The sequence below is a fragment of the Burkholderia sp. Bp9015 genome (assembly GCF_003853505.1).
GTDB lineage: Bacteria > Pseudomonadota > Gammaproteobacteria > Burkholderiales > Burkholderiaceae > Burkholderia.
On the sequence record NZ_QTPZ01000005.1, the window covers coordinates 191,781 to 205,428 of the forward strand.

11 protein-coding genes are annotated in these 13,648 nt (G+C 67.1%); 8 read left to right on the plus strand and 3 right to left on the minus strand.

What is annotated here, in order from left to right:
* Positions 1–2: 2 nt before the first annotated feature.
* Entirely contained in the window at positions 3–1,424 is a 1,422-nt protein-coding gene (locus DIE12_RS08270; RefSeq protein WP_124521479.1) for a PLP-dependent aminotransferase family protein, read from the minus strand.
* A gap of 283 nt (positions 1,425–1,707) precedes the next feature.
* On the opposite strand from DIE12_RS08270, the gene DIE12_RS08275 reads away from it, so the two are divergent.
* Complete coding sequence (locus DIE12_RS08275) at positions 1,708–3,120, plus strand: discoidin domain-containing protein (RefSeq protein ID WP_044844365.1); 1,413 nt, start codon at positions 1,708–1,710, stop codon at positions 3,118–3,120.
* A gap of 56 nt (positions 3,121–3,176) precedes the next feature.
* Here the strand turns inward: DIE12_RS08275 and DIE12_RS08280 are convergent, their stop codons facing one another.
* Positions 3,177–4,202, minus strand: a complete 1,026-nt coding sequence (locus tag DIE12_RS08280) for a GlxA family transcriptional regulator (protein WP_124521481.1) — start codon at positions 4,200–4,202, stop codon at positions 3,177–3,179.
* Between the two features lie 224 nt (positions 4,203–4,426).
* Positions 4,427–4,651: a hypothetical protein gene (locus DIE12_RS08285; protein WP_124485147.1), complete on the minus strand. Its 225-nt coding sequence runs from the start codon at positions 4,649–4,651 to the stop codon at positions 4,427–4,429.
* A gap of 9 nt (positions 4,652–4,660) precedes the next feature.
* On the opposite strand from DIE12_RS08285, the gene DIE12_RS08290 reads away from it, so the two are divergent.
* The 7 genes from DIE12_RS08290 (at position 4,661) to DIE12_RS08320 (ending at position 13,645) form a co-directional block, all read left to right on the plus strand.
* Positions 4,661–5,935 (plus strand): serine hydroxymethyltransferase, encoded by a 1,275-nt coding sequence (locus DIE12_RS08290; RefSeq protein ID WP_044844363.1) that lies wholly within the window; start codon positions 4,661–4,663, stop codon positions 5,933–5,935.
* 43 nt (positions 5,936–5,978) lie between these two features.
* Positions 5,979–6,950: a dipeptidase gene (locus tag DIE12_RS08295; protein ID WP_124521483.1), complete on the plus strand. Its 972-nt coding sequence runs from the start codon at positions 5,979–5,981 to the stop codon at positions 6,948–6,950.
* Positions 6,951–7,089: 139 nt separating this feature from the next.
* A complete protein-coding gene (locus tag DIE12_RS08300) occupies positions 7,090–7,623 on the plus strand; it encodes a DUF5943 domain-containing protein (RefSeq protein WP_006488993.1) in 534 nt (177 codons plus the stop codon).
* Between the two features lie 73 nt (positions 7,624–7,696).
* The gene (locus DIE12_RS08305) at positions 7,697–9,760 is read left to right on the plus strand and encodes an NADH:flavin oxidoreductase (protein WP_044844361.1); all 2,064 of its coding nucleotides are present in this window, start codon (positions 7,697–7,699) and stop codon (positions 9,758–9,760) included.
* 3 nt (positions 9,761–9,763) lie between these two features.
* Positions 9,764–11,689, plus strand: coding sequence for a (Fe-S)-binding protein (locus tag DIE12_RS08310; RefSeq protein ID WP_124521485.1), 1,926 nt, complete (start codon positions 9,764–9,766; stop codon positions 11,687–11,689).
* A gap of 4 nt (positions 11,690–11,693) precedes the next feature.
* A complete protein-coding gene (locus DIE12_RS08315) occupies positions 11,694–12,863 on the plus strand; it encodes an electron transfer flavoprotein subunit alpha/FixB family protein (RefSeq protein ID WP_124521487.1) in 1,170 nt (389 codons plus the stop codon).
* Complete coding sequence (locus DIE12_RS08320) at positions 12,860–13,645, plus strand: electron transfer flavoprotein subunit beta/FixA family protein (RefSeq protein ID WP_044844358.1); 786 nt, start codon at positions 12,860–12,862, stop codon at positions 13,643–13,645. The genes DIE12_RS08315 and DIE12_RS08320 overlap by 4 nt, the downstream gene beginning before the upstream one ends.
* Positions 13,646–13,648: the final 3 nt, after the last annotated feature.

Below are 13,648 nucleotides of genomic sequence, written 5' to 3' on the forward strand. Positions count from 1 at the left end.
TGCTACCTCGTCTGTCGTTGCCGCCCCGCGAGCGTCCCGAGGGTTTGCATCGCGTCCTCGACGGCAGGGGTCCACGGCCGGCCGTAGTTCAGCCGGACGTAGCGGTGAAAGGCGCCCGTCATGGAAAAAATCGGCCCGGGCGCGAGGCTGACGCCGTTTTTCATCGCGTCGCCGAACAACCGCATCGCATCCACGTGCGGCGGCAATTCGATCCACAGTAAATACCCGCCGCGCGGGGCATGCACCGCCGTGTCGGGCGGGAAGTACGCGCGGACGGCCGCCAGCATCTGTGCCTGGTGCGCCGCCAGGTTGCGGCGGAGCCTGCGCAGGAAGCGGTCGTACGCGCCGTTGAGCAGGTAGCGGGATACAGCCATCTGCGCGGGCACGTCGGCCGCCGGCGCGCTCGCGTTCTTCACCTGCCTGATCTGCTTCACGTAGCGTCCGGCCGCGACCCAGCCGACCCGGAAACCGGGGGCGAGGCACTTCGAGAACGAACCGCAATGCAGCACCAGCCCGCTTTCGTCGTACAGCTTCGCGGGCCGCGTGGGCGTCGGGCCGAAGTGCAGTTCGCCGAACACGTCGTCCTCGATCAGCGGCACGCGGTGCGACGCGAGCAGCTCGATCAGCGCGCGCTTGCGCTCGTCGGGCAGCGTCGCGCCGGTCGGGTTGTGGAACGAGGTCATGAACCAGCAGGCGCGCACCGGATGCGTGTCGAGCGCGTCGGTGAGCGCATCGAGATCGAGGCCGGTGCGCGGATCCACCGGGATTTCGATGGCCTTCAGATGCAGCCGCCGCACGGCCTGCAGTACCGCGTGGTAGGCCGGACGTTCGATCGCGACGATGTCGCCGGGGCGCGTGAGCGCCTGCAGGCTCAGCGTCAGCGCTTCGGCCGCGCCGGTCGTGATGACGATCTCTTCCATCGGCAATGACGCGCCCGCGTTCAGGTAGCGCAGTGCGATCTGGCGGCGCAGCGCTTCATGGCCGGGCGGCAGTCCGGCCAGCAGTTTCGCGCGGTCCATGTTGCGGGCCGCCGCCGCCGCATACCGCCACAGGCTGCTCATCGGAAACAGCGAATAGCTCGCGAATGCGGAACCCAGCGGCACGATGTCGTCGAATTTGAGCGAGTCGAGCAAGCGGAACAGCACATCGTTGTCGCCGGCCTGCGGCGCAGCCGGTTTGCGCGGGGTGTCGTGACCCGCGCGCACGCGCTTGTCATCCAGGTTCGCAACGAAATATCCGGAGCGCGCACGCGCGGTGATCAGGCCCTCGCTTTCGAGCTTGTAGTACGCGCGAAACACGGTGGATGGACTTACACGGTAAGCGCGGCACGCTGCGCGCACGGTCGGGATACGCGCGCCGGGCCCGAGGTCGCCACGCCGGATCGCGTCGCCAATCGTCTGAGCCAGCGCCGCATAACGCTTCATGCCTGCCCTCCGGCCGATCGCGGCCGTCGTGAAAAAAGAGTAGCACGGCCTCCGCCGCGTTCAATCCCGCCCTCAAACGCTGATGCGCCTGTCGCTGATCCGGTTGTTTTCGACTCACTTTGAGCCTTTTCTTCAGACGAGCGAGCAGGCATCCTGCGCAAGTTTCATTCCCGATGCGTGATCGATACCGAGTTCGCGCCCTCCGATGGCGGACCCGTGATCCCCGTGCACCGTGTGCGGGACCCGGGCCGCTCCGTCCCTACCTTTCCCGGAAGCAATCAGCGTGAAATCGAAGTTCCTCGCTGCGGGCCTCGTGGCCGGCATCGCTCTCAACCTGTCCAGTGGTGCCGCCGAAGCGGCCTGCATCAGCAATCCTCCGACTCAATCCAACGCGTCGTTTCCCGCGGCGCTGACCGGCAAGCTCGTCTATCACAGCTACGTCAACTACGGCGACGGCACGAGCCAGCTGTTCCTGTACGATTTTTCGGCCCATACGCTCACGCAGTTGAGCAAGAGCAGCTGGGGCATCACCGATCCGATGAACGGCGTGTTCAGCCCCGACGGCAAGTGGCTCGCGTTCATGGGCATCAGCAACGGCGCATGGAACGTGTTCATGCTGCAGCTCGGCGCCGGCACGCCGCCCGTGAACCTGACGAACAGCACCGGCGCGACGCGCAACGAAGATCCGAAATTCAGCGCCGACGGCAAGACGCTCGTGTTCAAGCAGAACGGCGACGTGAAGCAGGGCACGCTGTCGTACACGAGCGCGGGCCCGGTGTTCACGTCGGTCGTGAGCCTGACGAACGCACCGGCCGGCGCCGAATACTCGATGCCGTTCCTCGCGCCGGACGCGAGCGCCGTCTACTACGCGACGGGCACCGGCTCGAACATGGGGCTGATGAAGCGCACGATCGCGACCGGCGCGACCGCCACGTTCGATCATCCGGCCGGTCTGCAGACCTACTATCCGATCGTACGCGGCGACGGCATGGTGTTCTATGCACGCTGGAAGGATAGCGGCGGCGCGGACCAGATCTACACGAAGACCGCGGACCCGGCATCGACGCCGAACGCGCTGCCGATCAACGACTGCGTGAGCAACAACTCGGACCCGGCGCCGGTGACCGGCACGAACTACGTGTTCTTCTCGTCGACGACGGCGGGCGGCTACCAGCTCTACGTCGGCGACGTGACGACCGGCCAGCGCTGGAGCCTGTCGCAGTTCGGCGTGAACGCGGACACGACCAAGGCGAAGCTCGGCTCGAGCTACTACGGCGGCCCGGCCGCCGCGCAGCCGACGCTGCTGTCGCAAGGGCGGCCGGCTGCCGCGTCGGCGAGCTACAACACATCGCTGACGGCGGACAAGGCGTTCGACGGCAACACGACCAGCACGCGCTGGGATTCGCCGGAAGGGGCGGGCGTCGATCCGCAATGGATCTCCGTCGATCTCGGCGCGGTGAAGAAGATCAGCAGCGTCGATCTCTACTGGGACGCGGGCGCGCTCGTGTACCAGATCCAGACGTCGAACGACAACGCGAACTGGACGACGGTCTACTCGACGAACAACGGCGTGTCGTACGGTCACGTCACGTTGCCGAACCTGAATGCGCAGGGGCGCTACGTGCGGATGCTCGGTACGAAGCGGGCGACGCAGTGGGGGTATTCGCTCGACGAAATGCAGGTGTGGGGATCGTAAGCACCAGCAAAAAGCGGCCTTCGAGGCCGCTTTTTTTTTATCGCGCAACTCGTGCGTCACGCATGAATCACATGCGCCGGAAACGCCGGCGCGGATGTCGCCGCGCCCTGCGCGAGCGGCGCGACCTGCTTGCGGCGTTCGCGCGTCGGCGCGACGCCGAACGCGTCGCGATAGCTCTTGCTGAAGTGGCATGCCGACTGGAAGCCGCACGCCATCGTGATGTGCATGATCGACATGTCGGTCTGCAGCAGCAGCTCGCGCGCGCGGCGCAGCCGCAGCGTCAGGTAATAGTGCGTGGGCGTCATCCCGAGGTGTTCGCGGAACAGGCGCTGCAACTGCCGCTGCGACATGTTCGCGAGCCGCGCGAGTTCCTCGCGCGACAGCGGTTCCTCGATGTTGTTCTCCATCAGCGAAATCACTTCGAACAGCGACTTGTTCGCCGAGCCGAGCCGCGCGACGAGCGGCATCCGCTGTTGCGCGCTCGTGTCGCGCACGTGTTCGACGATGAACTGCTCGGCGATCTGCGTGACGCGCGGCGTGCCTATCCGCGCGGCGATCAGGTTCAGCATCATGTCGAGCGGCGCGACGCCGCCCGTGCATGTGATGCGATCGCGGTCGACCACGAACAGTTCCTTCAGGAAGCGCGTGTCCGGAAACTCTTCCTTCAGCGCCGACATGTTTTCCCAGTGGATCGCGCACGCGTAGCCCGCGAGCAGCCCCGACTTCGCGAGCGCATAGGTGCCCGTGCACAGGCTGCCGAGCGGAATTCCCGAACGCGCGAAGCGGCGCAGCGTCGACAGATGGGCGGGCGTGGTCGCGCGCTGCACGTCGACGCCGCCGCACACGAATACGATATCCGGCTGCCCGACGCACTCGGCCGGGCCCGTGTCGACCGTGAGGCCATTGCTCGCCGTGACCGGGCCGCCGTCCGGGCTGATGATCGACCAGCGGTAGAGCGGCTGGCCGCTCAGGTAGTTCGCCATCCGAAGCACCTCGATCGCATTGGTGAACGCGATCATCGTGAAGTTCGGTAAAGGCATGAACGCGAAGTGGGACAGCGACGCTGTGCGGTCGGGCGACATGGGGAGCGTTCCTTGAATCTCTAATAGCTTTTAGCCCGAGGCACGGATCGGGCTGCCGTATTGTGGGAGCGAGCGCAACAACCGTGCCATACGGCTAAACCCTAGCTCCATACGTTGTATGGGCGCGGGGCGGATGCTGCACTGCACCGTAAGCGGGCCGCGCTGCACCCGGGACGCACAGCACAGGCACCGGCGAAGTGCCTGTCCATCGGTGAACCGCGAATTCACCGCACACGCCGGCTTGCCTCGTCATCCCAAAAAGCACGACCGGTCACTTGTACAAAACGGACGCGCATGGCGGAAAAGGTAAAGAACGCGTCTAAATTCATCAATCCGTCGAAAATCCGAACGACAAGAATAGAGCCGTCGGCAGCCTTGCACTGGATGCGCTGGAAACCCAGGTATGGCGGGCCTCGAGCTTCGGTTTCACGCCCTTTATTCTTCGTCACGGACGCACTATGTCGAACACCCAGCCTTTCTTCTCGCAGCCCCTCGCCGAGCGCGACGCGCCGGTGCGCAGCGCCATCCTGAAGGAACTCGAGCGCCAGCAGTCGCAGGTCGAGCTGATCGCGTCGGAAAACATCGTGTCGCGCGCGGTGCTGGAGGCCCAGGGTTCGGTGCTCACCAACAAGTATGCGGAAGGCTATCCGGGCAAGCGTTACTACGGCGGCTGCGAATTCGCGGACGAGGTGGAGGCGCTGGCGATCGAGCGCGTGAAGCAGATCTTCAACGCCGGCTATGCGAACGTGCAGCCGCACTCGGGCGCGCAGGCGAACGGTTCGGTGATGCTCGCGCTCGCGAAGCCGGGCGACACGGTGCTCGGCATGTCGCTGGACGCCGGCGGCCACCTGACGCACGGCGCGAAGCCGGCGCTGTCGGGCAAGTGGTTCAACGCCGTGCAGTACGGCGTGAACCGCGACACGATGCGGATCGACTACGACCAGGTCGAGGCACTCGCGCACGAGCACAAGCCTAGCCTGATCATCGCCGGCTTCTCGGCGTACCCGCGCGCGCTGGACTTCGCCCGCTTCCGTGCGATCGCCGACAGCGTCGGCGCGAAGCTGATGGTCGACATGGCGCACATCGCGGGCGTGATCGCCGCCGGCCGCCATGCAAATCCGGTCGAGCACGCGCACGTCGTCACGTCGACCACGCACAAGACGCTGCGCGGCCCGCGCGGCGGCTTCGTGCTGACCAACGACGAAGAGATCGCGAAGAAGATCAACTCGGCCGTGTTCCCCGGCCTGCAGGGCGGTCCGCTGATGCACGTGATCGCCGGCAAGGCCGTCGCGTTCGGCGAAGTGCTGCATGCGGACTTCAAGACCTACATCGACAACGTGCTCGCGAACGCGCAGGCCCTCGGCGAAGTGCTGAAGGCGGGTGGCGTCGACCTCGTCACCGGCGGCACCGACAACCACCTGCTGCTGGTCGACCTGCGCCCCAAGGGCCTGAAGGGCGCGCCGGTCGAGCAGGCGCTCGAACGCGCGGGCATCACCTGCAACAAGAACGGCATTCCGTTCGACACCGAGAAGCCGACCGTCACGTCGGGCATCCGCCTCGGCACGCCGGCCGGCACGACGCGCGGCTTCGGCGTCGCGGAGTTCCGCGAAGTCGGCCGCCTGATTCTCGAAGTGTTCGACGCGCTGCGCGCGAACCCCGAAGGCGACCACGCGACCGAACAGCGCGTGCGCCGCGAGATTTTCGCGCTTTGCGAGCGCTTCCCGATTTACTGATCGACGACCCCACATACAGCAGAGACTGGAGCGAGAGGCAGATATGAGCACGCTGCATCAGGACAGCATCATCATCGACGGACTGAACATCTCGAAGTTCGAGAAGCCGGTGTTCGAGGACATGCGCAAGGGCGGCATCACGGCCGCGAACTGCACGGTATCGGTGTGGGAGAACTTCACCAAGACCGTCGACAACATCGGCGTGATGAAGCAGAAGATCCGCGAGAACAGCGAGTTGCTGACGCTGGTGCGCACGACCGACGACATCTTCCGCGCGAAGAAGGAAGGCAAGACGGGGATCATCCTCGGCTTCCAGAACGCGCACGCGTTCGAGGACAACCTCGGCTACATCGAGGCGTTCGCCGACATGGGCGTGCGCGTCGTGCAGCTCTGCTACAACACGCAGAACCTGGTCGGCACCGGCTGCTACGAGCGCGACGGCGGCCTGTCGGACTTCGGCCGCGAAGTGATCACCGAGATGAACCGCGTCGGCATCATGGTCGACCTGTCGCATGTGGGCGGCAACACGTCGTCGGAAGCGATCGCGTTCTCGAAGAAGCCGGTGTGCTACTCGCACTGCCTGCCGTCGGGCCTGAAGGAACATCCGCGCAACAAGAGCGACGCGCAGCTGAAGGAAATCGCCGACGCCGGCGGCTTCGTCGGCGTGACGATGTTCGCGCCGTTCCTGAAGCGCGGCATCGAGGCGAACATCGACGACTACATCGAGGCGATCGACTACGTCGTGAACCTGATCGGCGAAGACGCGGTCGGCATCGGCACGGACTTCACGCAGGATTTCGCGAAGGAATTCTTCGACATGCTGACGCATGACAAGGGCCGCTATCGCCAGCTGACGAACTTCGGCAAGGTGATCAACCCGGACGGCATCCGCACGATCGGCGAATTCCCGAACCTGACCGCGGCGATGGAACGCCACGGCTGGAAGGAGTCGCGCATCCGCAAGATCATGGGCGAGAACTGGGTGCGCGTGTTCAAGGACGTGTGGGGCGCGTAAGCACCCGCCGAGCCGAACCGCCACCCGCGATTCAACACTAGAACAATCGGGACGTGCCGGCGCCTGTCGCGCGGGCACGCGGACGATGTCGTGCCTGCGCCTGAGCCGCGCGGCCAATTTTCCTCACGGAGTCACCACGATGCAACCGCAACTGCCGATCAACGTCGATCCCGATACCGGCGTCTGGACCACCGACGCGCTGCCGATGCTGTACGTGCCGCGCCACTTCTTCACGAACAACCACGTCGCCGTCGAGGAAGCGCTCGGCGTCGAGGCGTATGCCGAGATCCTCTACAAGGCCGGCTACAAGTCCGCGTACCACTGGTGCGACAAGGAAGCGAAGCTGCACGGCCTCACCGGCATGGCGGTGTTCGAGCACTACCTGAAGCGCCTGTCGCAACGCGGCTGGGGCCTGTTCTCGATCATCGAGGCCGATCCGGCCAGCGCACGCGCGAAGATCGAGCTGCGCCACTCGTCGTTCGTGCTCCAGCAGCCGGGCAAGGAAGGCAAGCTCTGCTACATGTTCGCGGGCTGGTTCGCCGGCGCGATGGACTGGGTCAACGACACGACGCCGGAAGGCAAGGGCGCGCCGCGCGCGCAGTCGAAGGAAGTGCAGTGTGCGGCCGAGCACCACGATCACTGCGTCTTCGAAGTGTCGCCGATCGCGCACTGACGCGCCGACCCGACGACACAGCAACAAACAACACCCGCAACACGAGACATTCGAACGCCAGAGGTCGCCTGCGATGCGTTATCCCCACCTGTTCAAACCCATGCAGCTGAACCAGCTGACGCTGCGCAACCGGATCGTCAGCACCGCGCACGCGGAGGTGTATGCCGAGCCGGGCGGCCTGCCGGGCGACCGCTACATCCGCTACTACGAAGAGAAGGCGAAGGGTGGCGTCGGCCTCGCGATCTGCGGCGGCTCGAGCCCCGTGTCGATCGACAGCCCGCAGGGCTGGTGGAAGTCGGTGAACCTGTCGAACGACAAGATCATCGACCCGCTCACGCGTCTCGCCGACACGATGCACAAGCACGGCGCGAAGATCATGATCCAGGCGACGCACATGGGCCGCCGCTCGTCGTTCCACGGCGAGCACTGGCCGCACCTGATGTCGCCGTCGGGCGTGCGCGAGCCGGTGCACCGCGGTAACGCGAAGATCATCGAGATCGAGGAAATCCGCCGCATCATCGGCGACTTCGCGGCCGCCGCGAAGCGCGTGAAGGCCGCCGGCATGGACGGCATCGAAATCTCCGCCGCGCACCAGCACCTGATCGACCAGTTCTGGAGCAAGCGTTCGAACCACCGCACCGACGAATGGGGCGGCAGCCTCGAGAACCGTCTGCGCTTCGGCATCGAAGTGCTGACGGCCGTGCGTGAAGCGGTCGGGAAGGATTTCTGCGTCGGCCTGCGCATGTGCGGCGACGAATTCCACGAGGACGGTCTCGATCACGAAGCGCTGAAGGAAATCGCGCAGGCGATGTCGGAGACGGGCCTGATCGACTACCTGAGCGTGGTCGGCTCGGGCGGCGACACGCACAACACGATCGCGAACTGCATGCCGCCGATGGCGCTGCCGCCGGAGCCGTTCGTGCACCTCGCGGCCGGCATCAAGTCGGTGGTGAAGATTCCCGTGATGCACGCACAGAGCATCCGCGACGCGGGCCAGGCCGAGCGCCTGCTCGCGAACGGCATGATCGACCTGGTCGGCATGACGCGCGCGCAGATCGCCGATCCGCACATGGTGATCAAGATCCGCGACGGCCGCGAAGACGAAATCAAGCAATGCGTCGGCGCGAACTACTGCATCGACCGCCAGTACAACGGCCTCGACGTGCTGTGCATCCAGAACGCCGCGACGTCGCGCGAAGCGACGATGCCGCACATCATCGAGAAGTCGCGCGGCCCGAAGCGCAAGGTGGTGGTGGTCGGCGCGGGCCCCGCGGGGCTCGAGGCCGCACGCGTCGCGAAGCTGCGCGGCCACGACGTCGTGCTGTTCGAGAAGAACGCCGAAGTCGGCGGCCAGGTGATGATCGCCGCGAAGGCGCCGCAGCGCGAACAGATGTCGGGGATCATCCGCTGGTTCGACATGGAAACCAAGCGTCTCGGCGTCGACCGGCGCCTCGGCGTCGCCGCCGACGAGAAGATGATCATGGCCGAGAAGCCGGACATCGTCGTGCTCGCGACCGGCGGTTCGAGCTTCACGTGGCAGGTGCCGGCGTGGGGCGTGGCCGAAGGTCTCGCCGTCAGCTCGTGGGACATCCTGACCGGCAAGGTCGAGCCGAAGCAGAACGTGCTGCTGTTCGACGGCGTGAGCACGCATGCGGGCGCGGGCGTGGCCGACTTCATGGCGAGCCGCGGCTCGAAGGTCGAGGTGGTGACGCCCGACGTGAAGGTGGCCGACGATTGCGGCGGCACGACGTTCCCGATCTTCTATCGCCGCCTGTACGCGCTCGGCGTGATCCCGACGCCGAACACGATGCTCGATCGCGTGTACGAGGAAGACGGCAAGATCATCGCCGTGCTGCGCAACGAATACACCGAGGAGCTGGAAGAGCGCGCGGTCGACCAGGTCGTGATCGAGAACGGTTCGTCGCCGAACGACGAGCTGTACTGGAAGCTCAAGCCGGAGTCGGTGAACCGCGGCCAGATCGATCCGCACACGCTGTTCGCGGCCGAGCCGCAGCCGTGCCTGTCGGAGGAACTGGGCAACGGCCGCTTCCTGCTGTTCCGTGTCGGCGACTGCATCTCGATGCACAACGTCCACGGTGCGATCTACGACTCGCTGCGTCTCGTCAAGGATTTCTAAAAAATGAATCCGGCTTTCCTCATTACCGCACTGCTGTGGCTGTCGGTGGCGGGGCTCGCGTTCGCGGTCGCGAAGCGCTCGTCCTACTGGCGTCTCGGGCGCGCGACGGCGCCCGGCTCGTTCGGCATCGCGAACCTGTTCGCGATCCCGAAGCGCTACTTCGTCGACCTGCACCATGTGGTCGCCCGCGATCCGTACATCGCGAAGACCCACGTCGCGACCGCCGGCGGCGCGATCGCCGCGCTCGCGCTGGTGTTCGTCAACTACGGCCTCGCGATCTACTCGCCGTGGCTCGACAAGCTGATCTTCCTCGCGGCGCTCGCGATGCTCGTCGGCGTGGTGTTCGTCTGGCGCCGCCGCGCGGCGAAGGACGTGCCGGCGCGCCTGTCGCGCGGCCCGTGGAACGCGCTGCCCTGGCTGCTCGGCTCGTTCGCGCTCGGCCTCGTGCTGTTCATGGTCGTGCCGACCGGCGCGATGTCGGGTGCGTTCGCGGTGCTCTGCGCGCTGCTGATCGGCGCCGGCGCCTTCACGATGACCGTCGGCGCCGCGAAGGGCGGCCCGATGAAGCACGCGATCGCCGGTCTGCTGCACCTTGCGTTCCACCCGCGCCAGGAGCGTTTCGCGGCCACCCGTGAATCGTTCACGGGCAATGGCACGGCCACGCCGCCGACCGCGCTGAAGCTGCCGGACATCGAGCACGAGGAGTATGGCGTCGCGAAGCCGGTCGAATTCCGCTGGAACCAGCTGCTGAGCTTCGACGCGTGCGTGCAGTGCGGCAAGTGCGAAGCCGCGTGCCCCGCGTTCGCATCGGGCCAGCCGCTGAACCCGAAGAAACTGATCCAGGATCTCGTCGTCGGGATGGCGGGCGGCACCGATGCCGCGTACGCCGGCAGCCCGACGCCGGGCCTCGCGGTCGGCCAGCATCGCGGCGAGCCGAACGGCCCGATCGTGTCGGGCCTGATCGAGGAGCAGACGCTGTGGTCGTGCACCACCTGCCGCGCATGCGTGCAGGAGTGCCCGATGCTGATCGAGCACGTCGACGCGATCGTCGACATGCGCCGCAACCGCACGCTGGTGCACGGCACGGTGCCGGGCAAGGGCCAGGAAGTGCTCGCGAACCTGCGCGAGACGGGCACGATGGGTGGCTACGACACGGCTGCGCGCTACGACTGGTCGGTCGACCTGAACGCGCCGGTCGCGCAACCGGGCAAGCCGGTCGACGTGCTGTTCGTCGCGGGTGAAGGCGCATTCGACATGCGTTACCAGCGCACGCTGCGCGCGTTCGTCAAGGTGCTGAACAAGGCGGGCGTCGACTACGCGGTGCTCGGCGGGACCGAGACCGACACCGGCGACGTCGCACGCCGCCTCGGCGACGAAGCGACGTTCCAGCAGATGGCGAAGCGCCTGATCGGCACGCTCGGCTCGCTGTCGTACAAGCAGATCGTGACGGCCGACCCGCACGTGATGCACAGCCTGCGCAACGAATACCGCGCGCTCGGGCTGCGCGTGACGGTCAAGCATCACACGACCTACCTCGCGGAGCTGGCCGACAGCGGCAAGATCGCGCCGAAGGCGGTCGAGTCGCTGCGCGAGAAGCGCACCACGTATCACGACCCGTGCTACCTCGGCCGCTACAACGGCGAGACGGAATCGCCGCGCAAGCTGCTGAAGACGATCGGCATCCAGGTCGTCGAGATGGAGCGCAACGGCATGCGCGGCCGCTGCTGCGGCGGTGGCGGCGGTGCGCCGCTGACCGACATCCCGGGCAAGCAGCGTATTCCCGACATCCGCATCGCCGACGCGCGCGCGATCTGCGCGGACGTGGTCGCGGTCGGTTGCCCGAACTGCACGGCGATGCTCGAAGGCGTCGTGGGCCCGCGCCCCGACGTGCTCGACGTGGCCGAACTCGTTGCCGCCTCGCTGGAGTGAATCGATGAACACGATCAAACGAATCGATCCGCGCCGGCCGTTCATCATCACGGCCGCGGGCCTGAAGCGCATCACGCTCGGCGAGGAAGGCAGCGCCGATGCGAGCGCCGCGCAGTGGTCCGCGCACGGCCACGGCGCCGCGGCCGCGAAGCCGCGCCGCGCGGTGCAGGACCCGAAGCACGTGATGCTGGTGGTGGCGCACGCCGAGCGCGGCGCGCTCGACGACCATGCGCGGCAGGCGATCGCCGCCGCCGCGGTGCTCGCCGACGCGCAGACCGAAGTCGCGCTGCTGGCATTCGGCGAACTGAAGGATGACGCCGCCGAACTCGGCGTCGACAAGCTGATCGAGCTGGCCGACTTCGACCGTCGCGCGTTTGCGCCCGAAAGCGAATTGCAAGCCTTGCAGGCATGCGCCGCGGCGCTCGCGCCGAAGCACGTGTTCGTGCCCGACAACGCGACCGGCGACGGCGATCTCGGCCGGCGGTACGCGGCGGCCGCCGGCGCGAGCGTCGCGACCCACGTGGTCGAGATCGACGCGAAGCATGTCGGCGCGTATGCGCAGGCCGGCCGCGCGTTTGCGACGCGCGGGCTGCCCGACGTGATCCTGCTCGCGCAGAACGCGGTCGAGGCGAAACTGCCGTTCGTCGGCGCCGGCGAGCGCCTGGCCGCCGACTTCATCCGCCCGGCCGGAGACGCGGCGCAGCCATACCGCGATCTCGGCCTCGAGGAAATCGACGCGGCGCAGGTCGCGCTGGAGGAGGCCGACTTCATCGTGTCGGCCGGCAACGGCGTGTCCGACATCGGCGCGTTCGAACAACTGGCCGGCGCGTTCGGCGCGGCGATCGGCGCGAGCCGCGTCGCGGTCGACAACGGTCACTTCACGCGCGACAAGCAGGTGGGCGCGACCGGCAAGACGGTCGAGGCGAGCGTGTACATCGCGTTCGGCATCTCGGGCGCGGTGCAGCACTTGCAGGGGATCAAGGACTGCCGTCACGTGATCGCGGTGAACCTCGACGGCAGCGCGCCGATCGCGAAGCGCGCGAACCTGACGGTGGTGGGCGACGCGCAGGCGACGATCGCCGCGCTGATCGAACAGGTGCAGGCCGCGCGCGCGTCGCGCGGACAATCGCCGGCCGCGGTCGGCTCGCGTGAAACCGAAGGAGTCGCAGCATGAACGCCCCCCGCCAGTTGCAACGCATCGCGGTGCTCGTGTCCGTCGGCCGGCACCCCGTCAGCGGCACCGCGCGCTACAGCCGCAACGACGCGGCCGCGCTCGAGGTCGGCCGCCAGCTCGCGGAGCGGCATCGCGCGCAGCTCGACGTGATCCATGCGGGCGATCCCGCGAATGAAGCGCTTGCTGAATATCTCGCGCTCGGCGCGCGGCAGGTCGAGGTGCTGGCCTGCCACGACGGCGACGATGCCGCGCATGCGCTCGCCGCGCGCGTCGAAGGCTACGACCTCGTGCTGACCGGCACGCGCGCCGAGGGCGCGTACGACACCGGGATGCTGCCGTATCGCGTCGCCGCGGCGCTCGGCTATCCGCTCGTCGGCTCGGCCGTCGACGTGACGGTCGACGGCGGCCGCGCGGCGGTCCGGCAATTCTTGCCGAAAGGGCTGCGGCGGCGCGTCGACGCGGCGCTGCCGGCCGTCGTCGCGGTCCATCCGCTCGCCAACGTGGCGCCGCGCTACGCGTATGCGCGGCTGCGCGCCGGCGCGATCCGCCCGGCCCTCACGTCGACCGGCGCGGACGCCGATGCGGCGGCCTGGAAGGTCGGCCCGATCGAGCGTAAACCCGTAAAGCTGGTCGCCGCCGAGAAGCGCTCGGGGCATGCCCGGATGCTGTCCGCGACCACGACCGAAAGCCGCGGCGGCAACGTCGTAAATGAAGGGAGTTCAGTCGAAAAAGCACAAGTGATCCTCGCGTATTTGCGCGAGCATCAGCTCATCGACTACTGATTT

Coding starts and splice junctions, on each gene's coding strand:
- DIE12_RS08270 (WP_124521479.1), bottom strand. CDS start 1,424: ATGAAGCGTTATGCGGCGCTGGCTCAGACGATTGGCGACGCGATCCGG.
- DIE12_RS08280 (WP_124521481.1), bottom strand. CDS start 4,202: ATGTCGCCCGACCGCACAGCGTCGCTGTCCCACTTCGCGTTCATGCCT.
- DIE12_RS08290 (WP_044844363.1), top strand. CDS start 4,661: ATGTCGAACACCCAGCCTTTCTTCTCGCAGCCCCTCGCCGAGCGCGAC.
- DIE12_RS08295 (WP_124521483.1), top strand. CDS start 5,979: ATGAGCACGCTGCATCAGGACAGCATCATCATCGACGGACTGAACATC.
- DIE12_RS08300 (WP_006488993.1), top strand. CDS start 7,090: ATGCAACCGCAACTGCCGATCAACGTCGATCCCGATACCGGCGTCTGG.
- DIE12_RS08305 (WP_044844361.1), top strand. CDS start 7,697: ATGCGTTATCCCCACCTGTTCAAACCCATGCAGCTGAACCAGCTGACG.
- DIE12_RS08310 (WP_124521485.1), top strand. CDS start 9,764: ATGAATCCGGCTTTCCTCATTACCGCACTGCTGTGGCTGTCGGTGGCG.
- DIE12_RS08315 (WP_124521487.1), top strand. CDS start 11,694: ATGAACACGATCAAACGAATCGATCCGCGCCGGCCGTTCATCATCACG.
- DIE12_RS08320 (WP_044844358.1), top strand. CDS start 12,860: ATGAACGCCCCCCGCCAGTTGCAACGCATCGCGGTGCTCGTGTCCGTC.